This is a genomic window from Paenibacillus sp. S150 (assembly GCF_019352175.1).
Lineage (GTDB): Bacteria > Bacillota > Bacilli > Paenibacillales > Paenibacillaceae > Paenibacillus_AQ.
This window is the reverse complement of sequence record NZ_JACBYI010000040.1, coordinates 42319-65298: the sequence shown is the minus strand read 5'-3', so window position 1 is coordinate 65298 and position 22980 is coordinate 42319. Positions and strand designations below refer to the sequence as shown.

The following is a 22980-nucleotide window of genomic DNA, read 5'->3' as shown; positions in this document are numbered from 1 at the left end:
GGAGGGGTTCCACGCGTACCCATCCCGAACACGACCGTTAAGCCCTCCAGCGCCGATGGTACTTGGACCGAAGGGTCCCGGGAGAGTAGGACGCCGCCAAGCACACCGAGCCATTGTCGAGCAGTCGACAACGGCTTTTTTGTGTTGTGCACGGCTGTGGAAAAGCTGTGGATAATTTTCAGCAAGTTCAGAAAACTTACGCACATGTGAATATGATTGCAGCAAACTGTTTTTCCAATATTTATGTCATCACAATGCATAATTAGGTGAATGAGTCAAGTGAAAACTATGTAATACACGATTTTTGTGGATAAAAAGTGGGATATGTGGATAAGTAACAGAGAATAGTGGATAACTTTTTTTAGAACCTTTGAATCATCGTCAGTATAATTTTTGTTGCTTTTGGGCTGTGGATAACATGTGGGGCTGGATTTTTTCCTCGGATTAGCGTCGTGGCTTTTTGCTTGATATACTCACATAGAGTACTGTCAATAACATTGATGAGGTGAGCGGAAGTGGAGATTAGACAATTGTATGCCGAGGAATTTGAAGCTAGCCTGAGTTTGTCCGAATATGCTTTTAAATATAAGATTACGGGTGAAGACAGAGCTGAGGCCAAGCAGAATTTCAAGCCGGAGATTTTATGGGGAGCCTTCGAAGACGGAGTGTTGGGAGCTCAATTGACATTGCTTCCACTTCAGGTATACATACAGGGCAAAGCACAGTCCATGGGCGGAATAGCAGGAGTATCCACATGGCCGGAAAACCGGAGACAAGGGCTGGTGTCCAAGCTATTATCACATACCCTGCAAACGATGAATGAGTCGGGACAAAGCCTGTCCTTTCTGCATCCCTTTCTGATTCCTTTTTACCGCAAGTTTGGCTGGGAGGTTTACTGTGAGTACAAGAAATACTCGATTCCCGTGGACAAATTCCCGCGGAAAACCGAAGTCCAGGGCAGCGTAAAGCGCGATTCGGCCGGTCTTGAGACACTGGAAGGGGTGTACAGTCTTTTTGCAGCCCAGTACAATGGAACCTTGCGGCGTGATCAAGAGTGGTGGAAGAGCAGGGTGCTTGATGAGGAAACACATCATTGTGTGTTTTATTCCGAGCTTGGAGAACCGGAAGGCTATGTATTGTATAAAATAATAAATAATGAACTGGTCATTGATGAATTTATTTATTTAAGCGAGCTGGCGCGCCGGGGGTTATGGACGTTTCTTTCCAACCATGATTCGATGATTACAGGTGCGTCGCTCAAGCGGGTGCCTTCCGATGATATCCTTCCTTATTTGCTGCCGGATCCGCGGATTTCTCAGGAGAATTTCCCCTACTTTATGGCGCGGATTGTGAATGCCCGGACATTTGTGGAGAATTTTACCTTCCGGAGCCGGAACAGTCTTGAGAGCCGGACTCTTTATATTGAAGATCTGCAAGCCCCATGGAACAACGGATTGTGGCAATGGAGCGTGACTGAGGACGGAACAGCTGCGTTGAACCGCTTGGACGGTGAAAAGTCTACGGCCGATTTGAGCTGTACCATCGGCACGTTTACTGTACTGCTGCTGGGCTATAAACGTCCCGGAGAACTGGCGCGATACGGGCAGCTAATTGCAAACCCGGCGGAATTGAATTGGCTGGAAGAGATTATTCCGCAAGGGAAAACGGCATTGTTTGATTTTTTCTGATCCTATGGTTTATGGCTCTCCCGGTTTCTCTAAGAAGCTGGGGGAGCTTTTTAATAAATATATTCACTGGAAATCATTATAGGAGCGGCTTCTTATTTGCATTTTAATTGGAAAGAAAAAGAATACAATGAGTCCAAAAAGTAAAAAATAAATGCAACCCCTTGGAATTCAGTGAGAATGTGTTATAATATGAAAAAAGTCAAAGAAAGTCAAAGTCAACGCGATTCAAAATCACTTCGACAATCACTTTTTAAGTGATGGAAGCAGCAATGGCGGCCGGCTCTCATTTATGGCTTTTTTGGTATACTTCCGGCGTAATGCTGCAGCTCTGGAACATAATTCCGATTCGGGCCACTGGCCTTGGGTTAAGTTCTTTAGTGATCATTACCGGACGGAGGTACAGCAGGAAGTACTATAAGCATTGAACACTGGAGGATGAGTGATGCGTAATATCTCTGATATTATCGAACAATATCTGAAGAATATTTTGCATGAAAGTCCCGAAGGTACGGTGGAAATTCAGCGCAATGATCTGGCGGACCAGTTCTCATGCGTGCCGTCTCAGATCAATTATGTCATCAGTACACGCTTTACTTTGGAAAAGGGCTATATAGTGGAGAGCAAACGCGGCGGCGGCGGCTACATCCGGATTCAGCGCTTTGAGCTGCCCCAGAATGTAGCATTGTACGCCCACCTCAACTCTACAATAGGAAAAGACATTGATCAAAATTCCGCCGAAGGACTGATTTATCAGCTGGAGGAGGCCCGGTTCCTAACCAAGCGTGAAGCGTGTCTTATGCGCGCCGCTGTTTCCCGGGAATGCCTGACGGTCAATCTGCCGTACCGGGATGAGATTCGTGCCAAGATAATGAAGGCAATGCTGATCTCTTTATTGGGCAAATAATGGTCTAAGGGAGGGACACCGCTTATGCTTTGTCAGGAATGCGGGGTCAAACCGGCGACACTCCATTTCACCAAGATTGTGAATGGGGAGAAGACGGAGTTTCATATTTGTGAAAGCTGTGCGCGGGAGAAAGGTGAGCTTATTCCTGGAACTGCGGGAGGGTTCTCCATTCACAGCCTGCTGTCCGGTCTCCTGGATCTTGAAGGAGCCGGCAAGGAAAAAACCGCAGCCGCCCAGAGTGCCCAGGGCCTGCGATGTGAGAACTGCGGTATGACGTACTCCCAGTTCAGCAAGCTTGGCCGTTTTGGCTGCAGCTCCTGTTATAAATATTTTGACAGCACGCTGGACCCGCTTTTCAGACGGGTGCATGGCAGTACGGCTCATGTCGGCAAGCTTCCGAAACGTGCCGGCGCACAGATCATGTGCAAACGCCAGATTGATGAACTGAAGCAGGAATTGCAGCAAAGTATCGCACAGGAGGAGTTTGAGACCGCAGCTGAGCTGAGGGATCAGATCCGCCGACTTGAAAAAGAAATGCCACAAGAGTAAAGTCTTTGATATATAGGGGGGATACGACATGTCAAGTCTCCGGTTTACCGAACAAGCCCTAAGCGACTGGATGCGCTGCGGAGGCAGCCATTCTGAGATTGTCATCAGCAGCAGGATGCGGATCGCCCGCAACCTGGAGCATCTTCCCTTTCCTCTGCTGGCTTCAGCAGAGCAATCGGAAGAGGTGCTGGAGCAGCTCGCTCCTGTCTTTCAGGGAGAAGCAGCAGCCGATTTCGGCAACTTTCAGCTGCTGAAGCTGGATGAGCTCGATGAGCTGGATAAAAAAGTGCTCGTGGAAAAGCATCTCATCAGCCCTAACCTGGCTAATGACTCCAGGGGAGGGGCAGTCATCCTGAATGAGGACGAGTCAGTCAGCATTATGATCAATGAAGAAGACCATCTGCGCATTCAGTGTCTGTTCCCCGGTCTGCAGGTCAGAGAGGCCTGGGTGAGAGCGACAGCCATTGATGATATTTTTGAAGGCTCAGTCAACTACGCCTTCGATGATCGGCGAGGGTACTTGACCAGTTGTCCAACAAATGTGGGCACTGGGCTTCGCGCATCGGTCATGCTTCATTTGCCCGCGCTTGTCATGACTCACCAGATCAACCGGATTTTATCCGCGGTGAACCAGGTGGGACTCACGGTAAGAGGGATTTATGGTGAAGGCAGCGAAGCAGTAGGGAACATCTTTCAGATTTCCAACCAGATTACGCTTGGTCAGACGGAAAATGAGATTATTGAGAATTTGCACAGCGTAGTCACCCAGATTATCGAGCATGAACGCAATGCGCGGGAGCGTCTGCTGGTGGATTCCGCTCTGCGGATTACCGACAGAATCAAGCGTTCCTACGGGATTTTGTCGTATGCGGCGGTAATGGAGCTGAAAGAGTCCGCACAGCGGCTCTCCGATGTAAGGCTAGGGGTTGATCTTGGAATTCTGGAAGGACCGTCGATTTCAGTGCTCAATGAGCTGAATGTTAAGACACAGCCGGGCTTTCTGCAAAAAATGTTCGGCGACGAGTTAACGGCCACCGAACGCGATATGTACCGGGCGAAGCTGCTCCGGGAGACACTGGGATCACAACATTAATTATAGATATTTATTATCCGTGGAGGTGCAGGGGATATGATGTTTGGAAGATTTACGGAACGCGCGCAAAAGGTGCTCGCGCTAGCGCAGGAAGAAGCCGTTCGTTTGGGACACAACAACATTGGGACAGAACATATTTTGCTCGGACTGATTCGTGAAGGAGACGGCATTGCCGCCAAGGCTTTGATCGGCTTGGGTCTGGGTCTTGAGAAAATTCAGGACGAAGTTGAGACGCTGATCGGCCGGGGACAAGAACAGCCTACCAACATTGCTTATACTCCGCGTGCCAAAAAGGTTATTGAGCTGTCGATGGATGAAGCCCGCAAGCTGGGCCACACTTATGTCGGCACAGAGCATATCCTGCTCGGATTAATCCGTGAAGGTGAAGGCGTAGCCGCCCGTGTACTCAATAACCTCGGAATCAGCCTGAATAAAGCCCGCCAGCAGGTGCTGCAGCTTCTGGGCAGCAGTGAGGCTACTTCCAGCCACAGCGGTGCCCCCGCCAATGTCAGCACACCAACGCTGGATGGCCTGGCCCGCGATTTGACCGCTTATGCCAAAGATGGCAACCTTGATCCGGTCATTGGCCGCAGCAAGGAAATTGAGCGCGTTATACAGGTGCTCAGCCGCCGGACCAAAAACAATCCGGTGCTGATCGGTGAACCTGGGGTAGGTAAAACAGCGATTGCCGAAGGATTGGCTCAAAAAATTATCAACAATGAAATTCCGGAAACTCTGCGTGACAAACGCGTAATGACTCTAGACATGGGTTCTGTGGTTGCCGGCACGAAATATCGCGGTGAGTTCGAAGACCGCCTCAAAAAGATTATGGATGAGATTCGCCAGGCGGGAAACATCGTGCTCTTCATTGATGAGCTGCATACGCTGATCGGCGCAGGCGGCGCGGAAGGCGCGATTGATGCCTCCAACATCCTGAAGCCTGCCTTAGCCCGTGGAGAGCTGCAGTGCATTGGGGCTACGACGCTGGATGAATACCGCAAATACATTGAGAAGGACGCAGCGCTGGAGCGCCGCTTCCAGCCGATTACAGTGGATCAGCCTTCTCCGGAAGAAGCCGTACAAATTCTCTTTGGTCTTCGTGACCGTTATGAAGCCCATCACCGGGTGAAGATTACGGATGAAGCCATCGTGGAAGCGGTGAAGCTGTCCGACCGGTATATTCCTGACCGCTTCCTGCCGGATAAGGCAATTGACCTGATCGATGAAGCAGGCTCCAAGGTAAGACTCAACTCTTATACGATCCCGCCTAATCTGAAGGAGCTGGAAATGCGTCTGGACGATATCCGCAAGGAGAAGGATTCAGCTGTACAAAGCCAGGAATTCGAGAAGGCTGCAGCACTGCGCGATACGGAGCAGAAAATCCGTGAGGAACTGGATACCACCAAGAACCAATGGAAAGAAAAACAAGGCCGTACCGACTCTCAGGTCACACCGGAGGATATTGCCCAGGTTGTGGCCAGCTGGACCGGTATTCCGGTCAGCAAGCTCAAAGAAGAAGAGACCGACCGGCTGCTCAACATGGAGTCTCTGCTTCATGAACGTGTAATTGGTCAGGACGAAGCCGTGAAGGCTGTCAGCCGGGCGCTCCGCCGGGCGCGTGCAGGCCTCAAAGATCCTAAGCGGCCAATGGGCTCCTTTATCTTCCTCGGACCAACCGGAGTAGGTAAAACTGAACTGGCGCGTGCGCTGGCCGAGGCTATGTTCGGCGATGAAAATGCGGTAATCCGTATCGATATGTCCGAATACATGGAGAAGCATTCCACTTCCCGTCTGGTCGGAGCGCCTCCAGGGTATGTGGGCTATGAAGAAGGCGGACAATTGACCGAAAAGGTTCGCCGCAAGCCATATTCTGTAGTGCTCCTGGACGAAATTGAAAAAGCTCATCCGGAAGTGTTCAACATCCTGCTGCAGGTGCTGGAAGACGGCCGTCTGACTGATTCCAAAGGCCGTGTAGTCGATTTCCGCAACACCTTGATCATCCTGACCTCCAACGTTGGGGCACAGGCGATCAGAAAGAACTCAACGCTTGGCTTCACAGCTGTTCAGGATGCGGGAGCGGATTACAACAGCATGAAGGGCAAAGTTATGGAAGAGCTGAAGAAGAGCTTCCGCCCTGAATTCCTGAACCGTATTGACGAAATCATCGTCTTCCACTCTCTGGATGAAAAGCACATTGCCGAAATTGTTACCTTGATGTCCGAGGAATTGCGCAAGCGGCTGCGTGAATATGATGTGGACTTTGTGCTCACTGATGGGGCTAAAGCCTTCCTGGCCAAAGAGGGCTACGATCCGGCCTTCGGTGCCCGTCCGCTTCGCCGGGCGATTCAGAAGCATATTGAAGACCGTCTTTCCGAGGAACTGCTGAAAGGCAACATCAAGAAGGGCGACTCCCTTAATATTGATGAGGTTAATGGTGAGCTTTTGGTAACTACCCTGGAGCCTCCAGTTGCAGTTACCCTGGAAAAAGAGGTTGGAACCGAATAACCCTATATCCTTGAAACAAAGCTTCCGCTCCTTCGTATAGAGGAGCGGGGGCTTTTTTTGCGGAACGGCAGCCCGATGTTTAATTGTGCAGCATTTCAGGCACGTTAATGGGGCAGGCTCCAAAAGTAGATCTTAAGTGACCTTTCGCTCAGTGTGCAGAAATGGTAAACTTTGATTAGGAGAAAATTATCCGCAATTTTAGCAAGTTCGCACTCGATAGGAGCATACATGGCTAAATTAAAAACCAAATTTTTCTGCACCGAATGCGGCTACGAATCGCCCAAATGGTTCGGTAAATGTCCCGGCTGCCAGGCATGGAATTCCATGGTGGAGGAGACGGAAAGCGTAGTCAAAACACAAGGTATGAACGCACCGATTTTTCAGAGTAAAGAAAAGGCGCAATCAATCATAAATATAGAAAGTGACAAAGAGCCGCGTATCCTGACAGGCATTGGTGAGCTTAACCGGGTCCTTGGGGGAGGGATTGTGCCGGGCTCGTTGGTGCTGGTAGGCGGCGATCCCGGGATCGGCAAATCGACGCTCCTGCTGCAGACCTCGCACGCGCTGACAACCCAGGGATTGCGTGTACTTTACATTTCCGGAGAAGAATCGGTCCGGCAGACGAAGCTGCGAGCTGACCGTCTCGGGGCGCTGTCGGCTGAGCTGTACGTGCTGTGCGAGACCAACATGGAGAGCATTGAAGAAGCCATTGAGCAGATTCAGCCGCAATTTCTTGTCATTGACTCCATTCAAACTGTATTTATGCCGGAGGTAACAAGTGCACCTGGCAGTGTGACGCAGGTTCGGGAATGTACGACAAGATTCATGCGAATTGCCAAAATTCGCGGAATTGCCACGGTTCTGGTAGGACATGTGACAAAAGAAGGAGCAATTGCCGGCCCCCGCATGCTGGAGCATATGGTGGATTGTGTGTTGTACTTCGAAGGGGAACGTCACCATACCTACCGTTTGCTGCGTGCGGTCAAGAACCGCTTTGGTTCCACCAATGAGATCGGTATCTTCGAGATGGGGGAGATTGGGCTTGCCGAAGTAGAAAATCCTTCCGAGCTCTTCCTGTCGGAACGCCCGCTTGGAGTGGCAGGATCGGCAGTTGTGGCCAGTATGGAGGGAACCAGGCCTGTGCTCGTCGAACTGCAGGCGCTTGTAGCGGCTACCCATTTTCCTTCGCCTCGGCGGATGTGCACAGGCTTCGATCATCAACGGATGGCATTGATTATTGCCGTTCTGGAGAAACGGATGGGCATGTTTCTGCAGAACCAGGATGCTTACCTCAATGCTGCAGGTGGGGTCAAGCTGGATGAGCCGGCTGTTGATTTGGCGGTTGCCATCAGTATAGCTTCCAGCTTTCGTGATATTTCGACGAAGCCGTATGATGTTTTTTTTGGTGAAGTTGGGCTTACGGGAGAAGTCAGAGGGGTCTCACGTGCGGAAACACGTGTTAAGGAGGCAGCCAAGCTCGGCTTCCGCAGAGTTATTATGCCCGAGAAAAGCATGAAAGGCTGGAAGCATCCGCAGGATATCCAGATTATTGGCGTCAGCACCGTAGCAGATGCACTAGCGGTCGCGTTAGATTAGGGGGCACAGAATGATGAAGGAATTAGAGAATATGAATGATCTGCTCAGAATGGCGGCACCGGGAACACCCTTCCGGGAAGGTCTGGAGAATGTGCTGCGGGCGAAGACAGGAGCGCTCATTGTTGTCGGATATAGTCCTGAAGTAATGGAGGTTGTCGATGGCGGATTTTCCATTAACTGTGATTTTTCGCCCAATTATTTATATGAACTGGCCAAAATGGACGGTGCGATTATTTTGAGCGAGGATCTGAAACGGATTCTTTACGCGAATACACAGCTGATTCCGGATTCCTCCATCTCCTCTATCGAGACAGGCATCCGTCACCGTACAGCCGAACGTGTTGCCAAACAGACGGGCAAGCTGGTGGTTTCCATATCCCAGCGCCGCAATATTATCACGCTGTATCAAGGCTCCATCCGGTATGCGCTCAAGGAGATCGGGGCGATCCTGGCCAAAGCGAATCAGGCCATTCAGACCCTGGAGAAGTACCGAGCCGTCCTCACGCAGAGCTTAACCAATCTTTCCGCTTCCGAGTATGAAGGAATCGTTACCGTGGCCGAGGTGGTTGGTGTCATCCAGCGTGTGGAAATGGTGCTTCGGATCAAGATGGAGATCAAGCGCTACATCAATGAGCTAGGCAATGAAGGCCGCCTCATCAGCATGCAGATGGAAGAACTGGTCGGAAATACAGAGGAAGAGGCATGGCTTCTGTACAGAGACTATGCCAGAGAGGAGCAGGAGGACAAAATCCGCGAAATCATTGCCGGACTTAAGCGTACCAGCGACGATGACCTGATGGACGACAACCATATTGCCCGGCTCCTTGGATATTCCTCGACAGCAATTGCTTCGGAGGAAGTGGTAACTCCGCGCGGCTACCGCCTGCTTAACAAGATTCCGCGGCTGCCGAATGTGATTATCCATAATCTCGTTGAACGCTTTGAAATGCTGCCTAATCTCATGACGGCGAGCATTGCCGAACTGGATGAGGTGGACGGAATTGGCGAAGTGCGTGCCCGCAATATCCAGGACGGTCTCAAGCGGCTGCAGAAGCAAGTTCTTATTGACAGGCAAATGTAAATAACATACAATCACGTAATATTGGAGACTGTGGAGCCCAACAGTAAGAAAACAGAGGTGAAGAAATGATACAAAAATCAATTCCGAGTTTGTTTACCATCGGTAACTTAATGCTTGGAATGTTTGGTATCATGATGGCGTTTGACGGTAAACTGAGCATGGCCGCTATCATGGTGATTATCGCTATGCTGTTAGACGGGCTGGATGGTCGTGTGGCGCGTGCGCTGAAATGCGAAAGTGAATTTGGCAAGGAACTGGACTCTTTATCTGATGTCGTTTCCTTTGGAGTAGCGCCGGCACTCATCATGTATATAACAAGCCTGCAGGATTTGAATTCTGCATTAGGCTGGACCGTAACGGCGATTTTCCCGGTATTCGGTGCGCTCCGCTTGGCCCGTTTCAATGTCCGCCCGGGTATTCCAGGTTATTTTCTGGGGCTGCCCATCCCGGCTGCGGGTGGTGTGCTTGCCACACTGGCGCTTTTCCACAAAGATGTTTCGGCCCCGTTTATGATTGTAGCTACACTGTTGTTGTCTTATCTCATGGTCAGCACGGTTAAATATCCGAATTTCAAAAAGGTTGGGCTGCCTAAAAAGGCGGTGGTTGGCGCTCCTGTTGTTATTGTTGTAGCTGTAGCGGTGGCCGTGATTTTTCCAGAGCAGATCGCCAAGGTGATCTTTGTACTGCTTGCATTGTACGCCTTATATGGCTTTAAGCAAAATATCGACCGGCTGACGGCACGCCGCCGCCATCGCCGCAGACGGCGTACGGAAGACAAAGTTTATCATTCCAAAAACGGATAAAGAGTTGCTGCATGATAAAGTGCCTGAGCTATCATATATCATAGATCTGAATGCAAAGAAGGCTTTGCCGTCCCTGAGATCAGTGGATGGCAAAGCCTCTTTTGCGGTTGAGCGGATGAAGAAGAGCGCGTCAGGTTGGTCAAGAGAAATTAAATAAACCGAGTGTGGCGCATTTCTGGGATTCCTTCTCTACAACCTCGTCCATATTAATGTCAAGCAGATTGCAGAGTGCGGACATATAGAACAGCTCACGGCCCAATTCCGAGGCGACCACCTCCCGGCAGTTCTCACAAAGTTCGCCCTCAAGATGAGTTCCAGCGAGCTCCTTGGCTTGTTCAAGTCCTAGACCGGGCTCGAATACCTGCTTCTTGGCATGCAGCTGAATACAGCCGCATTCGGTAATGGCTTTGACAACTGCACGATTGACGGAAGCGCTGCTCTGCCCGTTCTTGGACATTACATCCAGAAGACTGCGGTGACGGAGCAGCAGTTCGGAGACTTGATCCTGGAAGGCCTGTAAACTTGGTGCGCTCATTTTCCATTCACCCCTGGGTTCGTAATTGAGTTCATTATATGTCAGGCTCTCCCCTGTTTTCAACAAGGAATAGAAGTTTATGGTTGCCTTTGCAGCACCGGAAAGGCTCTGCGGCAGAAAAAATAACGCACCCCCGGATATTGTCCTAAAAATTGGAACATACTGGTGAGGTATAGATCAGTTAAGGATGAATAAAAGGAGGTGCCTGAGGTTATGTGGAAAAAATTGATTTTGACCCTTGCTTCATTATTCGGAGCCTGGTCCGGTTATTCGCTATACCATGCGGCAGAAAGAGGGTTCCCGGAAGGAATGGGAAAACTGAGTGATAGTTTGCCTGTGCAAGGAAGCATTTTATTTGCGTTGCTGGGTGCCATTATTTTTTTGTTTGCGGGGACTTTATGCGCGGAATGGGGAGGTTCAAAACTGCAAGAGGCGGTATTGTATTGTTCGCGCATACCGATGAATGAATTGGCTGCAGGCGCTGCTGGGCTCACGGGAGGACTTCTGTTATCCCTGCTCCTGTATCCGGCCATGGACTGGCTCGGAAAGGCCGGAGAGCTGCTGCAGGTAGCTGTTACGCTTGCGTTTGGCTATATGGGGCTGCGGATCGGGCTGGAAAAGAAAGAAGAGCTGGCATTGCTGTGGACAACCGGACGCTGGGGACAAGCTCCGGAACCGGAAGGGCGCGGCCTGGAAGAGCATAAGATTCTGGATACCAGCGTCATTATTGACGGGCGGATTGCCGATATTTGCAAAACGGGATTTATCGAGGGAACCATCGTGATTCCGGAATTCGTATTGGAAGAGCTGCAGCATATCGCTGATTCTTCGGATTTGCTGAAGCGAAACCGCGGGCGGCGCGGACTGGATATCCTGAACAAAATTCAAAAAGAGCTGGATGTGAAGGTACTGATCTACGAGGGGGATTTCGAAGAAATTTCCGAAGTCGACAGCAAGCTGGTCAAGCTGGCTAAAGTGCTGCGCGGCAAGGTGGTAACCAATGATTTTAACCTGAATAAGGTATGTGAGCTGCAGGGGGTTTCGGTGCTGAATATCAATGATCTGGCCAATGCGGTGAAGCCGGTGGTGCTGCCTGGCGAAGAGATTATTGTGCAAGTTATTAAAGACGGCAAGGAGCATGGACAAGGTGTTGCTTATCTTGATGACGGAACCATGATTGTGGTTGAAGGCGGACGCGAATACATTGGTACTACCATGGAGGTTCTGGTAACCAGTGTGCTGCAGACCTCGGCGGGACGTATGATCTTTGCCAAGCCGAAGCTGATGGAAAAAGCCCAATAATCGGATTCTAGGCTCTGAAGCTGCCCAAATAGGTTGGAAATGGCCGCCAAACACGTTATGATGGGGATATACGTGAAGGACAGGAGAAGGGCAACATGTCAAACAGTGTAGGCGCTGTGATCGTAGCGGCGGGAAGAGGAACAAGAATGGGGACTGCGGAGAGCAAGCAATACTTGCTGCTGCAGGGCAAACCGATTATCGTGCATACCCTGGAGGTATTTCAGCGGCATCACCTTATCTCTGAAATCGTGCTGGTTACCGGTGAAGAGGATGTGGAGCGCTGCCGGGAGTGGATCAGGACCTATAAGCTGGACAAAGTGGCATCTGTAGTTGCCGGAGGCTTAGAACGCCAGCATTCTGTGCACCTGGGACTGAGAAACCTCAAGACAGCCTGGGCAATGGTACATGATGGGGTCCGCCCGTTTGTGCAGGAGAAGGAAATTACAGCCTGCTATGAGCAAGCCAGGGAGATCGGTGCCTCGGTGCTTGCCGTGCCGGTAAAAGATACGATCAAGCAGGTGGACCGGGAAGGCAAGGTAGTGTCCACGCCTGATCGGAGAAGTCTGTGGGCGATTCAGACCCCGCAGACTTTTCGTCTGTCTGAGCTGCTGGCCGCGTATCAATCGGCAGAGCTTGACGGCTTTCTCGGCACCGATGATTCCAGTCTCGCGGAGCGCTGCGGTATTCCCGTTGCCGTAGTGGAAGGAAGCTACGCAAACATTAAGATTACCACACCGGAGGATCTGGATTTCGCTGAATTTACACAAAGAAGCAGGGGAGAGGAAGAATCATGATCGCTGTAGGACAAGGCTTTGATGTACATCAGTTGGCGGAAGGAAGGCCGTGCATTATCGGAGGGGTTACTATCCCTTATGAAAAAGGACTCCTTGGGCACTCCGATGCCGATGTGCTGCTGCATGCAGTAAGCGATGCTATTCTGGGGGCGCTTGGGCTTGGCGATATCGGCAGGCATTTTCCCGATACCGATCCGGCCTTCAAGGATGCGGACAGCCTGAAGCTGCTGGAGCAGGTGTGGGCTCTTGCCCGCGAGCGCGGCTACAAGCTTGGAAACATCGATTCCACTATCATTGCACAAAAGCCAAAGATGGCACCTTATATCCCGCAAATGACCGAGATTATCGCCAGGGTGCTGGGTGCCGAGATATCCAAAGTGAATGTAAAAGCAACCACTACCGAACAGCTCGGCTTTGCCGGACGCGGAGAAGGAATTGCGGCACAATCTATTGTCTGTCTGCTCCAAGATGTGATATCATCTTGAAATGGCTGCCTGCAGCGTGAATTCTAACCATTATGAAGCGGAGGGAATGACATGGCGGATCAAGTCCGGGTGCGTTACGCACCGAGCCCTACGGGACATTTACATATCGGAAATGCCAGAACGGCGTTGTTCAATTACCTGTTCGCCCGCAATCTGGGCGGCAAATTCATTATCCGGATTGAAGATACGGACGTAAAGCGCAACATAGCCGAAGGCGAAGAAAGCCAGCTTAAATATTTGAAATGGCTGGGAATCGATTGGGACGAAAGTGTTGATGTTGGGGGAGAGTATGGCCCTTACCGCCAGACAGAACGCCTCGATCTGTACCGTGTATACTGGCAGGAGCTGCTGGACCGCGGCTTGGCATACCGCTGCTACTGCACGGAAGAGGAACTGGATGCGGAACGCGAAGAACAGACCGCCCGCGGCGAGACTCCGCGCTATTCCGGAAAGCATCGGGATTTAACCGAGGAGCAGCGTCTGGCCTATGAAGCGGAAGGGCGCGTTGCGAGCATCCGCTTCCGGGTGCCGGAAGACCGCACTTATACCTTTGATGATATTGTAAAGGGCAGCATTTCTTTTAATACCAAGGAAATGGGCGATTTTGTCATTGTGAAAAAGGATGGCATACCTACCTATAACTTCGCTGTGGCTGTGGATGATCATCTGATGGAAATTAGCCATGTGCTCCGCGGAGAAGACCATATCTCCAATACCCCGCGCCAACTGATGATCTATGAATCCCTTGGCTGGGAAGCACCGCTGTTTGGCCATATGACACTGATTGTCGGCGATGACCACAAGAAGCTGAGCAAACGGAATGAATCCATTATTCAATTCATTGAGCAGTACGATCAACTGGGATATTTGCCGGAGGCGCTGTTCAACTTCATCGCGCTGCTGGGCTGGTCGCCGGAGGGTGAAGAGGAGATTTTCAGCAAAGAAGAACTGATCTCCATCTTCACGGCGAACCGTCTGTCCAAGAGTCCGGCCGTATTTGACACGAACAAGCTGTCCCATTTGAATAACCATTACATTAAGCACGCCGACCCGAAGCGAATCGCTGCGCTGGCGATTCCCCACCTGCAAAAAGCCGGAAGATTGCCGGCTTCTCTGAATGAGGAGCAGCAGGCATGGGCCGAGAGTCTGGTTGCCCTGTATCAGGAGCAGATGATTTCTGCATCGAGCATCGTGGAGCTGTCCGAGCTGTTCTTCCGCAGCCATATGGAGCTGGAAACGGAGGCCGCCCAGATTCTGGCCGAAAGCCATGTTCCTGAGGTCCTGTCCGCTTTCCTGGCTAAGGTGGAAGCGACAGATGAATTTACCGCCGGCAACATGGCCGTCCTGATTAAGGAAGTGCAGAAGGAGACAGGGTATAAGGGCAAAGCGCTGTTTATGCCGATCCGTGTCGCTTTAACCGGACAAACGCATGGCCGTGATTTGAATGCAACCATTGTTCTGCTGGGCCGAAGCCGGGTAGTGGAACGTTTGAAATCGCAAATCAAAGGGGCCTAGAGGGACACAGACAGGGCGGGAACCCCTTGTCAGTCCGCTGTCTTTTAGCTAAGATAGAAGAATATTATAATAGCTGGGATCAGGAAAAGTACGCGCATAAGGACAATTGCCAGAGAGAATAACCAGTAAGGGACTCTCCTTTACAGGCTGGGAGTTATTCATTTGTCTGCGCTGAACATGCGCCTGTGAGCTGCGCGGTTGAGCATTCCTGCTGTGGATTGTTAGACCGTGCCGGGAACGTTGCCGTTACAGACGATAAGAGGGATGCCGCATTTTCACAGGCCGGAAATGGTTGAAGCCAGTGAATCATGCATAGTCCAAGCAGAGTGGGACCGCGGTTAAACGTCTCTGCAGCAATATGCTGCAGGGGCGTTTTTTGTTGAAATATAAGAAATTCTTAGCTTCAAGCCAAGACTCGCAGCAAGCGTATAGATAGAAACTGTGGGCTGGAGACAATACCTTCCCTATGTGTACCTGTTAACAGGAGGCGGGGGAGTCAAAGAAGAGGGGAACCGTGATGTTTAAGCATATCAAGTCGGACATTCGGGCAGTATTCGACAACGATCCCGCCGCCCGCAGCTGGTTCGAGGTTGTCTTCACCTATGCCGGTCTTCACGCCATTTGGTCACACCGGATAGCCCACTCTCTTTTCAAACGGCGCTGGTTTACGGTGGCGCGCATCATTTCCCAGATCAGCAGATTTATGACCGGTGTCGAGATCCATCCGGGGGCAACGATCGGCAAACGGCTGTTTATTGACCATGGAATGGGGATCGTTATCGGAGAGACCTGTGAAATCGGGGATGATGTGATTATCTATCAGGGAGTCACACTCGGGGGAACGGGTAAAGAAAAAGGGAAGCGCCATCCGACTGTCGGCAACAATGTTGTGATTGGCTCCGGTGCGAAAGTACTGGGATCGTTCCGGATCGGCGATAATTGCAATATCGGCTCGAACTCGGTGGTTCTCCGTGAAGTGCCGAGCAACAGTACAGTGGTGGGCAATCCCGGGCGGGTGGTCAAGCGCAACGGGGAACGGGTATCCGACAGGCTCGACCATACCAAGATGCCGGATCCGCTCATTGATTCCCTGCGTTTTTTACAAAAAGAGATCGAAGAGCTCAGAGAGCAGCTCGGTACGGAAGACAAACAAAAAAAAGAGCAGCGCCGTCTGGAAAGCCAGCAGTATATTGGCGACTATGAAATCTAAGCATACCGGAATTCAACAAAAGCCGGGGTCAAACAGAAAGGATTGGGAATAGAATGGCTTTGCAAATCTACAACACAATGACACGCAGCAAGGAGCAATTTGTGCCGCAGGAAGCAGGCAAGGTGAGAATGTATGTATGCGGTCCAACCGTTTACGGTTATATGCATATCGGAAATGCCAGACCGGTCATTGTCTTTGACATGGTTCGAAACTACCTGGAGCAAATCGGGAATGAAGTGAATTATGTGACCAACTTCACGGATGTGGACGACAAGCTGATCCGCAAGGCTGAAGAGATGAATACAACAGTAGCGGAAGTCGCGGAGATCTTTATCGGCGCCTACCGGGAGGATCTTGCGGGGCTTGGGGTGAAGCCGGCAACGATGAATCCGCGGGTAACCCAGAGCATGGAGCTGATTATTGAGTTCATTAAGGAGCTTGAAGACAAGGGCTACGCTTATGAAAAAGGTGGGGACGTCTACTACCGCACCGCCAAATTCGCCGATTACGGCAAGCTGTCCCGCCAGAATCTGGAGGAGCTGCATTTCGGCATCCGGGTGGAAGTGGATTCGCGCAAAGAAAAGCCTGAGGATTTCGTGCTCTGGAAAGCGGCCAAACCGGGTGAGGTTCACTGGCATAGCCCTTGGGGAGAAGGCCGCCCCGGCTGGCACATTGAGTGTTCAGCGATGGTCCGCGAATACTTAGGGGAGACAATCGACATTCATGGCGGAGGGGTGGACCTGCAATTCCCGCATCATGAATGCGAATGCGCCCAGACCGAAGTGCTGACCGGCAAGCCGCTGTCGAACTATTGGATGCACAACGCGTTTCTGAACATCGGGGACGAGAAAATGTCGAAATCACTGGGCAACGGTTTGCTTGTCAAGGATATCCGGTCGCGCTTTAAAGCGGGGGCTATCCGTTACTTCATGCTTTCGAGCCACTACCGCAATCCGCTGAACTTTACGGAAGAGTCTCTGCTGTCCGCCGAAAAAAGCGCTGAGCGCATCGCGCTCGCGGAGAGCAATGTGAAGCACAGGCTTGAGCTGGATGCCGAAGGCGCCAAAGGTAAGCCCAGCGGGCAGATCGCGGAGCGCTTGGCGACGATTGTAGGTAATTACCATACCAAGATGCAGGATGATTTCAATACTCCGGATGCCATTACCGCCATGTTTGATTGGGTAAGCCTTGCGAATAATACGCTTGCGAATGCAGATGCATTGCCAGCAGATTTCACAGCATTGCTGCAGGCTTTTGCGGAGATGAATTCTGTATTGCGCCTTACGCCGGAACTGGAAGAAGAGGTTGCCGGTGAGGAAGTGGAACGCCTGATTGCCGAGCGCGCGGAGGCGCGCAAGAATAAGAACTGGGGGCGCTCCGATGAAATCCGCGATGAGCTGAATGAGCTGGGCATTCTGCTTGAGGATACTCCGCAAGGAATGCGGTGGCGGCGGAAATGAGCGGGCCCTTTAATCCGGAGAGCGCCTGGTTTCCCTACGAGCCCTCCAAACCGGCCCGGTTGCTCTCGCCGCTCGTGCTGGCGTATGCGGGAGACGCGGTTTACGAAGTGGCGGTGCGCCAGTATTTGATCTCGCTGCCGAATCTGCGCCCGAATCATTTGCACCGCACCGCGACGGGACTGGTGTCGGCCAAAGCGCAGAGCAGGATTCTTGCATTTCTGGAGCCGGTGCTTACCGATGAGGAGAAGGATGTCGCCCGGCAAGGGCGGAATGCCAAATCCGGGACCATTCCCAAAAATGCGGATGTGCTGGAGTACCGTCATGCCACTGCATTTGAATGCCTGATCGGTCATTTGTATTACACAGGACAGCAGGCCAGAATACAGGAGATCGTTGACAGCAGCATACAGTACATGATGAACCGGCCGAAGTAATGCCATAAAAGGGCATGCAGATTTAAAGAACAGGAGGCATGAACATGGAGGAATTGAAGACAGAAGAGGAAATACTGGCTGGCAAGCATTCGGTGCTTGAAGCGCTTCGTGCCGGCCGTACACTCAATAAAATATGGATCGCAGAAACGGCGCAAAAGCATTTGACCGCTCCTATTATTGCCGAAGCCCGCAAAGCAGGAATTGTGATCCAGCATGTGGATAAAAGAAAGCTGGACCAGCTCGCGCCTGGAGTGCAGCATCAGGGAGTGGTTGCACAGGCGGCGCCGTTTGCTTATGCCGAGGTTGCTGATATTCTGGCAGCGGCAGAGGCCAAAGGGGAGCCGCCGTTCCTTATTTTGCTCGATGAAATTGAAGATCCGCATAATCTGGGCTCCATTCTGCGTACCGCCGATTGCACGGGAGTGCACGGCGTAATCGTGCCGAAACGGCGTTCGGCGCAAATTACGGCGACCGTGTCCAAAACCTCTGCGGGAGCCGTAGAATATGTGCCCGTCGCACGGGTAACCAATCTCGGCCAGACGATTGACCGGCTCAAGGAGATGGGAGTCTGGGTAGTCGGAACCGATGTGGACACGGATCAGAATCTGTACGCTTCTGATATATTCACAGGACCGGTGGCTGTGGTGATCGGCAATGAGAACAAAGGGATGGGCCGTCTTATCCGGGAGAAATGCGATGTTCTGCTGAAGTTGCCAATGGCCGGAAAGATCAATTCGTTAAATGCTTCGGTCGCCGCGGGCGTTATTATGTACGAGGTGCTGCGCCGCCGGCATCAGCAAGGATAGCTATGGCCGACTGGCGCGATATCCTGCTTGTGGATGGATACAACATGATCGGCGGCTGGCCTGATCTTGCCGCATTGTCACTGACCGGCATGCAAGGAGCGCGCGACCGGCTGCTGGACATGCTGGCTGATTACCAGGCATTTTCAGGGCTGCGTGTCATAGCCGTATTCGATGCTTACCGTGTGCCGGGACTCGGAAGGTCTTTTGTACAGGGGAAAGTACAGGTGTTCTTTACCAAGGAAAAAGAAACGGCGGATGAATGCATCGAGCGGCTGGTTGGAGAGTTTAGCCACCGCAGAAGGCAGATATATGTGGCGACCAGCGATTTTACAGAGCAGCATGTTATCTTTGCTCAAGGAGCGCTGCGGATTTCCGCCCGCGAGCTGCGGCTTGAGATCGAGGAGAATCACAAGCAGGTCAAGAAGGCGATTGAGCCGGGAAGCACCGGTCCGTCGCGGCATTCCCTGGAAGATAAACTGTCGCCTGAGATGCGCAAACGGCTGGAGGACTGGCGTCGTCAGTAAAACTTCCGGAGGCTGAAGCATTACGAGGCCAAAATGCCATAATATGTTATTGAAGATTGTTTTTGGACAATCTGCGGTTGACGGTGTAAGGTAACATAATATATACTGGTCCTATATTTCGCGAAGTAACGATGTGTCTTGCGTTGCAGCCGGGGGGATTCTTGGTGAGTGTCGACCTCAAGGAAATAATGCTGTCCGAGTATGATTTCATAAGCGATGAAGAAATTGTCGAGATCTTCCGTGGTGGCGACAGTGGCGCATTGGAACACTTGATTAACAAGTACCGCAATTTTGTCCGTGCCAAGGCCCGTTCTTATTTTCTGATTGGGGCAGATCGTGAAGATATCGTGCAGGAAGGCATGATCGGCTTATACAAAGCGATCCGTGACTTCAAGGGCGACAAGCTCTCTTCATTCAAGGCGTTTGCCGAGCTCTGCATTACCCGCCAGATTATAACCGCCATTAAGACGGCTACCCGCCAGAAGCATATCCCGCTCAATTCTTATGTCTCGTTGGACAAGCCTATCTATGATGAGGACTCCGACCGGACACTGATGGATGTCATTTGCGGAACACAGGTACAGGATCCCGAAGAGCTGATTATCAACCAGGAGGAGTTCATCGGTCTGGAAGATAAAATGGCAGAGATTCTGAGTGATCTGGAACGCAAGGTTCTGATGCTTTATCTGGACGGACGATCCTATCAGGAAATTGCTGAGGATTTGAAGCGGCACGTGAAGTCGATCGACAATGCCTTGCAGCGAGTGAAACGTAAGTTGGAAAGATATCTGGAAGTGCGTGACAATTGATGATATAATGTACAGGAAAGGCTCGGACATCGAGTCTTTTTTAGTGTTTTGAGATTTTACGATTGATGATGTCAGGAATTTAGCCGGTTGCCGTTGATAAGCAGGTTTATCCGCAGTGCAAATGCCCCATAATGATAGGTAGAGATGAAGAGCCGTCCCGGACAAGGGAAGGCCCATTTTAACAACAGTTTTCACCGGCGGAGATTCTCTTGGAGGATCTGGAGAATATTCATGCAATTATGGATTCTGATCTGACAGGATAGGCAGCGATTGGCGTGAAAAGAAAGCTAAAGACAACATGTGGCACAAGGCTGCAGCACCCGAAAATACCCAATGCGATGGGGAATTCTTTCGTTGACACAGTGGTTGGCATTATGCTAAAGTGTTTTAGGTAGGCCTAAATTCGCGGTTTTTTTTAGGATCAATATTTGCGTCTTCTAATTTCAACGTTAGAAGGACGTCTTCGGGAGGTGCACATCATGCGGGTAATTATCACTTTGGCTTGTACAAGTTGCAAACAAAGAAATTATGCGACAACCAAAAACAAGCGAAATCACCCCGACCGCTTGGAGATGAAGAAATTTTGCAAGTTCTGTAACGAGCAAACTCCTCATCGCGAAACCAGATAGTCTTTGGAGGTGTAGTCGGCGTGAAGCGTAGTTTCAAGTCTTTGTTTTCCTTTTTCACTGAGAGCTGGAGTGAACTCAAGAAAGTTCGCTGGCCTAGCCGTAAAGAATTGAAAAACTACACATTGATCGTTCTCGGTACAATTGTAGTGATCGCTCTTTACTTCTGGGTTCTGGACATCGGTATTTCCGCTGTGATCGAAAGGATTATTTAGAGAGGTCCCAGGTGGCTTGTATGGAAAAAAGATGGTATGTTGTTCATACCTATTCCGGGTATGAGAATAAGGTTAAGGCCAATTTGGAAAAACGCGTTGAGTCCATGGGCATGGAAGACAAAATATTCCGTGTTCTTGTTCCTATGGAAGAAGAACTGGTAAACAAGGACGGTAAGAAAAAAACCGTCATGCGTAAGGTTTATCCTGGTTATGTTTTGGTCGAAATGGTTCAGACTGATGATTCATGGTATGTGGTCCGCAATACGCCGGGCGTTACCGGTTTTGTTGGTTCGACAGGTTCCGGCTCCAAACCTACCGCTCTGCTTCCGGAAGAAGTTGAACAAATTTTGAAGCATATGGGCATGGTTGAACCTAAAGCGAAGATTGATTTCGAAATTAAGGAATCCGTACGTATTATGGTTGGTCCCTTTGCGAATTTTGTGGGCTCCGTGGAAGAAATTTTGGCTGACAAGAGTAAGATCAAAGTACATGTCAACATGTTTGGACGGGAAACCCCGCTGGAGTTGGATTTCACTCAAGTGGAGAAAATATAACAGTCGCAAGGGTTTCTTGTGGGAGAACGCTCTCAGGCGTTCGAATACCACTATTTACGCAAGGAGGTGTCACTCATGGCTAAAAAAGTTATCAAAATGGTGAAATTGCAGATTCCTGCAGGGAAAGCGAATCCAGCGCCTCCGGTAGGTCCGGCGTTAGGTCAGGCGGGTGTCAACATCATGGCATTCTGTAAGGAATTCAACGCCCGTACTGCCGACCAGGCTGGCTTGATCATCCCGGTTGAAATTACAGTATTTGAAGACCGTTCCTTTACCTTCATCACCAAAACTCCTCCGGCTGCCGTTCTGCTTCGCATTGCTGCAAAAGTAGAAAAAGGATCCGGTGAACCAAACAAGAAAAAAGTAGCGAAGCTGGGCCGCGCGGCGGTTCGTGAAATCGCTGAAACCAAAATGCCCGATCTGAACGCTGCAGATATCGAAGCTGCAATGCGTATGGTTGAAGGTACTGCCCGCAGTATGGGAATCACAATCGAAGACTAATACGTATTCGATGAACCGGTCTTGTATGACCGCAATATGTGGGAGGAATTTCCGCTAACACCACAAAGGAGGAACATTTTCATGGCTAAACATGGTAAGAAGTACCAGGAATCCGCTAAGCTGATCAACAGCGAAGCGACTTACGAGCCTTCAGAAGCTGTAGAGCTTGTGAAAAAGGCGGCAACTGCCAAATTCGACGAAACCGTTGAAGCAGCAGTTCGGCTGGGTGTAGACCCGCGTAAACAAGACCAAGCGGTTCGTGGTGTTGTTGTACTGCCTCACGGCACAGGCAAAACACAACGCGTGCTTGTATTTGCAAAAGGTGAAAAAGCGAAAGAAGCGGAAGCTGCTGGCGCGGATTTTGTAGGCGATCAGGATATGATCAACAAGATCCAGCAGGGCTGGTTCGAATTCGACGTCTGCGTAGCTACGCCTGATATGATGAGTGAAGTCGGTAAGCTCGGCCGTCTGCTTGGTGGTAAAGGTCTCATGCCTAATCCAAAAGCCGGCACAGTTACTTTCGACGTTACCAAGGCTGTTCAAGAAATTAAAGCCGGTAAAATCGAATACCGCCTCGATAAAGCAGGTCAAATTCACGCGCCTATCGGCAAAGTGTCCTTTGACGCTGAACAATTGAACGAAAACCTTAAATCCCTGATCGACGCTCTGAACCGTGCGAAACCGGCTGCCGCCAAAGGTGTATATCTTAAAGGCATCGCAATTTCGTCCACTATGGGACCTAGCGCTCGTGTGAACGCAGCTGCTTTCAAATAAATAAAGATTGACTCCCAGAGCCATCTTTGATATCCTGTAGCAGTTGTAAACTTTAAGGTGATCATTCTTGAACTTGAATATGCTTACCGTAGACAGTAGGTGCCGCAGGGCTTAATTTCCTACCGAGGTGTTGTGATAGAAATAAGAAGTGCCAGGCGAATGCCTGATCCACTTTCCTTTTATCAAGCCTTCGTGAAGCTGCGGAGGCTTTTCTAAT

24 protein-coding genes, 1 rRNA gene and 1 other annotated feature (1 of these 26 only partly in view) are annotated in these 22980 nt (G+C 50.7%); of the genes, 24 read left to right on the top strand and 1 reads right to left on the bottom strand.

The genetic code is table 11. The features are described 5' to 3' along the window. The 9 genes from rrf to pssA form a co-directional block, all read left to right on the top strand. Positions 1-102: ribosomal RNA gene (rrf, locus tag HYD27_RS25645) — 5S ribosomal RNA — on the top strand; the annotation flags it as partial. Between the two features lie 413 nt (positions 103-515). Further along, positions 516-1688, top strand: coding sequence for a GNAT family N-acetyltransferase (locus HYD27_RS25640; RefSeq protein WP_219219939.1), 1173 nt, complete (start codon positions 516-518; stop codon positions 1686-1688). A 442-nt stretch (positions 1689-2130) separates the two neighbouring features. After that, positions 2131-2592 carry a CtsR family transcriptional regulator gene (locus HYD27_RS25635; protein ID WP_219219937.1) on the top strand — a complete coding sequence of 154 codons (462 nt, stop codon included), beginning with the start codon at positions 2131-2133 and terminating at the stop codon, positions 2590-2592. Between the two features lie 24 nt (positions 2593-2616). After that, entirely contained in the window at positions 2617-3141 is a 525-nt protein-coding gene (gene mcsA, locus HYD27_RS25630) for a protein-arginine kinase activator protein McsA (RefSeq protein WP_219219935.1), read from the top strand. Positions 3142-3169: 28 nt separating this feature from the next. Further along, the gene (mcsB, locus tag HYD27_RS25625; RefSeq protein ID WP_219219932.1) at positions 3170-4234 is read left to right on the top strand and encodes a protein-arginine kinase McsB; all 1065 of its coding nucleotides are present in this window, start codon (positions 3170-3172) and stop codon (positions 4232-4234) included. 36 nt (positions 4235-4270) lie between these two features. After that, positions 4271-6739, top strand: a complete 2469-nt coding sequence (gene clpC / locus HYD27_RS25620) for an ATP-dependent Clp protease ATP-binding subunit (protein WP_219219929.1) — start codon at positions 4271-4273, stop codon at positions 6737-6739. Between the two features lie 228 nt (positions 6740-6967). Next, positions 6968-8335: a DNA repair protein RadA gene (gene radA / locus HYD27_RS25615; protein ID WP_219219927.1), complete on the top strand. Its 1368-nt coding sequence runs from the start codon at positions 6968-6970 to the stop codon at positions 8333-8335. A gap of 10 nt (positions 8336-8345) precedes the next feature. Beyond that, positions 8346-9416, top strand: a complete 1071-nt coding sequence (gene disA / locus HYD27_RS25610; RefSeq protein ID WP_375373945.1) for a DNA integrity scanning diadenylate cyclase DisA — start codon at positions 8346-8348, stop codon at positions 9414-9416. A gap of 65 nt (positions 9417-9481) precedes the next feature. Continuing rightward, complete coding sequence (gene pssA, locus HYD27_RS25605; protein ID WP_219219925.1) at positions 9482-10219, top strand: CDP-diacylglycerol--serine O-phosphatidyltransferase; 738 nt, start codon at positions 9482-9484, stop codon at positions 10217-10219. Between the two features lie 139 nt (positions 10220-10358). Here the strand turns inward: pssA and HYD27_RS25600 are convergent, their stop codons facing one another. Continuing rightward, on the bottom strand, positions 10359-10754 hold the full coding sequence (locus HYD27_RS25600; protein ID WP_219219922.1) for a nucleoside triphosphate pyrophosphohydrolase family protein: 396 nt from the start codon (positions 10752-10754) through the stop codon (positions 10359-10361). Between the two features lie 213 nt (positions 10755-10967). Between HYD27_RS25600 and HYD27_RS25595 the strand changes: the two genes are divergently transcribed. The 15 genes from HYD27_RS25595 (at position 10968) to rplA (ending at position 22763) form a co-directional block, all read left to right on the top strand. Next, the gene (locus HYD27_RS25595) at positions 10968-12056 is read left to right on the top strand and encodes a PIN/TRAM domain-containing protein (protein ID WP_219219921.1); all 1089 of its coding nucleotides are present in this window, start codon (positions 10968-10970) and stop codon (positions 12054-12056) included. 95 nt (positions 12057-12151) lie between these two features. Beyond that, positions 12152-12850, top strand: coding sequence for a 2-C-methyl-D-erythritol 4-phosphate cytidylyltransferase (gene ispD / locus HYD27_RS25590; protein ID WP_219219919.1), 699 nt, complete (start codon positions 12152-12154; stop codon positions 12848-12850). Continuing rightward, the gene (ispF, locus tag HYD27_RS25585) at positions 12847-13335 is read left to right on the top strand and encodes a 2-C-methyl-D-erythritol 2,4-cyclodiphosphate synthase (RefSeq protein WP_219219917.1); all 489 of its coding nucleotides are present in this window, start codon (positions 12847-12849) and stop codon (positions 13333-13335) included. The genes ispD and ispF overlap by 4 nt, the downstream gene beginning before the upstream one ends. 51 nt (positions 13336-13386) lie before the next feature. Next, entirely contained in the window at positions 13387-14850 is a 1464-nt protein-coding gene (gene gltX / locus HYD27_RS25580) for a glutamate--tRNA ligase (protein ID WP_219219915.1), read from the top strand. 517 nt (positions 14851-15367) lie between these two features. Beyond that, positions 15368-16060 (top strand): serine O-acetyltransferase, encoded by a 693-nt coding sequence (gene cysE, locus HYD27_RS25575; RefSeq protein ID WP_219219913.1) that lies wholly within the window; start codon positions 15368-15370, stop codon positions 16058-16060. Between the two features lie 53 nt (positions 16061-16113). Then, the gene (gene cysS, locus HYD27_RS25570; RefSeq protein ID WP_219219911.1) at positions 16114-17520 is read left to right on the top strand and encodes a cysteine--tRNA ligase; all 1407 of its coding nucleotides are present in this window, start codon (positions 16114-16116) and stop codon (positions 17518-17520) included. After that, a complete protein-coding gene (locus HYD27_RS25565) occupies positions 17517-17954 on the top strand; it encodes a Mini-ribonuclease 3 (protein ID WP_219219909.1) in 438 nt (145 codons plus the stop codon). Before cysS ends, HYD27_RS25565 begins: the two co-directional genes overlap by 4 nt. 44 nt (positions 17955-17998) lie before the next feature. Beyond that, positions 17999-18760 carry a 23S rRNA (guanosine(2251)-2'-O)-methyltransferase RlmB gene (gene rlmB / locus HYD27_RS25560; RefSeq protein ID WP_219219907.1) on the top strand — a complete coding sequence of 254 codons (762 nt, stop codon included), beginning with the start codon at positions 17999-18001 and terminating at the stop codon, positions 18758-18760. Between the two features lie 2 nt (positions 18761-18762). Continuing rightward, positions 18763-19284, top strand: a complete 522-nt coding sequence (locus tag HYD27_RS25555; protein ID WP_219219905.1) for an NYN domain-containing protein — start codon at positions 18763-18765, stop codon at positions 19282-19284. A gap of 164 nt (positions 19285-19448) precedes the next feature. Beyond that, entirely contained in the window at positions 19449-20093 is a 645-nt protein-coding gene (gene sigH, locus HYD27_RS25550; RefSeq protein WP_219219903.1) for an RNA polymerase sporulation sigma factor SigH, read from the top strand. Positions 20094-20572: 479 nt separating this feature from the next. Then, positions 20573-20722 carry a 50S ribosomal protein L33 gene (rpmG, locus tag HYD27_RS25545; RefSeq protein ID WP_074086515.1) on the top strand — a complete coding sequence of 50 codons (150 nt, stop codon included), beginning with the start codon at positions 20573-20575 and terminating at the stop codon, positions 20720-20722. Positions 20723-20742: 20 nt separating this feature from the next. Beyond that, on the top strand, positions 20743-20934 hold the full coding sequence (gene secE / locus HYD27_RS25540; RefSeq protein ID WP_019908206.1) for a preprotein translocase subunit SecE: 192 nt from the start codon (positions 20743-20745) through the stop codon (positions 20932-20934). A gap of 20 nt (positions 20935-20954) precedes the next feature. After that, positions 20955-21488: a transcription termination/antitermination protein NusG gene (gene nusG, locus HYD27_RS25535; protein ID WP_020427084.1), complete on the top strand. Its 534-nt coding sequence runs from the start codon at positions 20955-20957 to the stop codon at positions 21486-21488. Positions 21489-21563: 75 nt separating this feature from the next. Continuing rightward, complete coding sequence (gene rplK, locus HYD27_RS25530; RefSeq protein WP_219219901.1) at positions 21564-21989, top strand: 50S ribosomal protein L11; 426 nt, start codon at positions 21564-21566, stop codon at positions 21987-21989. An 81-nt stretch (positions 21990-22070) separates the two neighbouring features. Further along, positions 22071-22763, top strand: a complete 693-nt coding sequence (gene rplA / locus HYD27_RS25525; RefSeq protein ID WP_219219899.1) for a 50S ribosomal protein L1 — start codon at positions 22071-22073, stop codon at positions 22761-22763. A 68-nt stretch (positions 22764-22831) separates the two neighbouring features. Then, positions 22832-22980, top strand: a sequence feature (ribosomal protein L10 leader region); it runs 6 nt beyond the window's last position.

What these genes read in the sequence shown, in the direction of transcription:
- rplA (WP_219219899.1), top strand. Translation starts at nt 22,071, where the DNA reads ATGGCTAAACATGGTAAGAAGTACCAGGAATCCGCTAAGCTGATCAAC.
- HYD27_RS25565 (WP_219219909.1), top strand. Translation starts at nt 17,517, where the DNA reads ATGAGCGGGCCCTTTAATCCGGAGAGCGCCTGGTTTCCCTACGAGCCC.
- mcsA (WP_219219935.1), top strand. Translation starts at nt 2,617, where the DNA reads ATGCTTTGTCAGGAATGCGGGGTCAAACCGGCGACACTCCATTTCACC.
- ispD (WP_219219919.1), top strand. Translation starts at nt 12,152, where the DNA reads ATGTCAAACAGTGTAGGCGCTGTGATCGTAGCGGCGGGAAGAGGAACA.
- cysE (WP_219219913.1), top strand. Translation starts at nt 15,368, where the DNA reads ATGTTTAAGCATATCAAGTCGGACATTCGGGCAGTATTCGACAACGAT.
- rpmG (WP_074086515.1), top strand. Translation starts at nt 20,573, where the DNA reads ATGCGGGTAATTATCACTTTGGCTTGTACAAGTTGCAAACAAAGAAAT.
- HYD27_RS25600 (WP_219219922.1), bottom strand. Translation starts at nt 10,754, where the DNA reads ATGAGCGCACCAAGTTTACAGGCCTTCCAGGATCAAGTCTCCGAACTG.
- HYD27_RS25595 (WP_219219921.1), top strand. Translation starts at nt 10,968, where the DNA reads ATGTGGAAAAAATTGATTTTGACCCTTGCTTCATTATTCGGAGCCTGG.
- rplK (WP_219219901.1), top strand. Translation starts at nt 21,564, where the DNA reads ATGGCTAAAAAAGTTATCAAAATGGTGAAATTGCAGATTCCTGCAGGG.
- pssA (WP_219219925.1), top strand. Translation starts at nt 9,482, where the DNA reads ATGATACAAAAATCAATTCCGAGTTTGTTTACCATCGGTAACTTAATG.
- rlmB (WP_219219907.1), top strand. Translation starts at nt 17,999, where the DNA reads ATGGAGGAATTGAAGACAGAAGAGGAAATACTGGCTGGCAAGCATTCG.
- gltX (WP_219219915.1), top strand. Translation starts at nt 13,387, where the DNA reads ATGGCGGATCAAGTCCGGGTGCGTTACGCACCGAGCCCTACGGGACAT.
- HYD27_RS25635 (WP_219219937.1), top strand. Translation starts at nt 2,131, where the DNA reads ATGCGTAATATCTCTGATATTATCGAACAATATCTGAAGAATATTTTG.
- clpC (WP_219219929.1), top strand. Translation starts at nt 4,271, where the DNA reads ATGATGTTTGGAAGATTTACGGAACGCGCGCAAAAGGTGCTCGCGCTA.
- ispF (WP_219219917.1), top strand. Translation starts at nt 12,847, where the DNA reads ATGATCGCTGTAGGACAAGGCTTTGATGTACATCAGTTGGCGGAAGGA.
- nusG (WP_020427084.1), top strand. Translation starts at nt 20,955, where the DNA reads ATGGAAAAAAGATGGTATGTTGTTCATACCTATTCCGGGTATGAGAAT.
- mcsB (WP_219219932.1), top strand. Translation starts at nt 3,170, where the DNA reads ATGTCAAGTCTCCGGTTTACCGAACAAGCCCTAAGCGACTGGATGCGC.
- radA (WP_219219927.1), top strand. Translation starts at nt 6,968, where the DNA reads ATGGCTAAATTAAAAACCAAATTTTTCTGCACCGAATGCGGCTACGAA.
- HYD27_RS25555 (WP_219219905.1), top strand. Translation starts at nt 18,763, where the DNA reads ATGGCCGACTGGCGCGATATCCTGCTTGTGGATGGATACAACATGATC.
- disA (WP_375373945.1), top strand. Translation starts at nt 8,346, where the DNA reads ATGATGAAGGAATTAGAGAATATGAATGATCTGCTCAGAATGGCGGCA.
- cysS (WP_219219911.1), top strand. Translation starts at nt 16,114, where the DNA reads ATGGCTTTGCAAATCTACAACACAATGACACGCAGCAAGGAGCAATTT.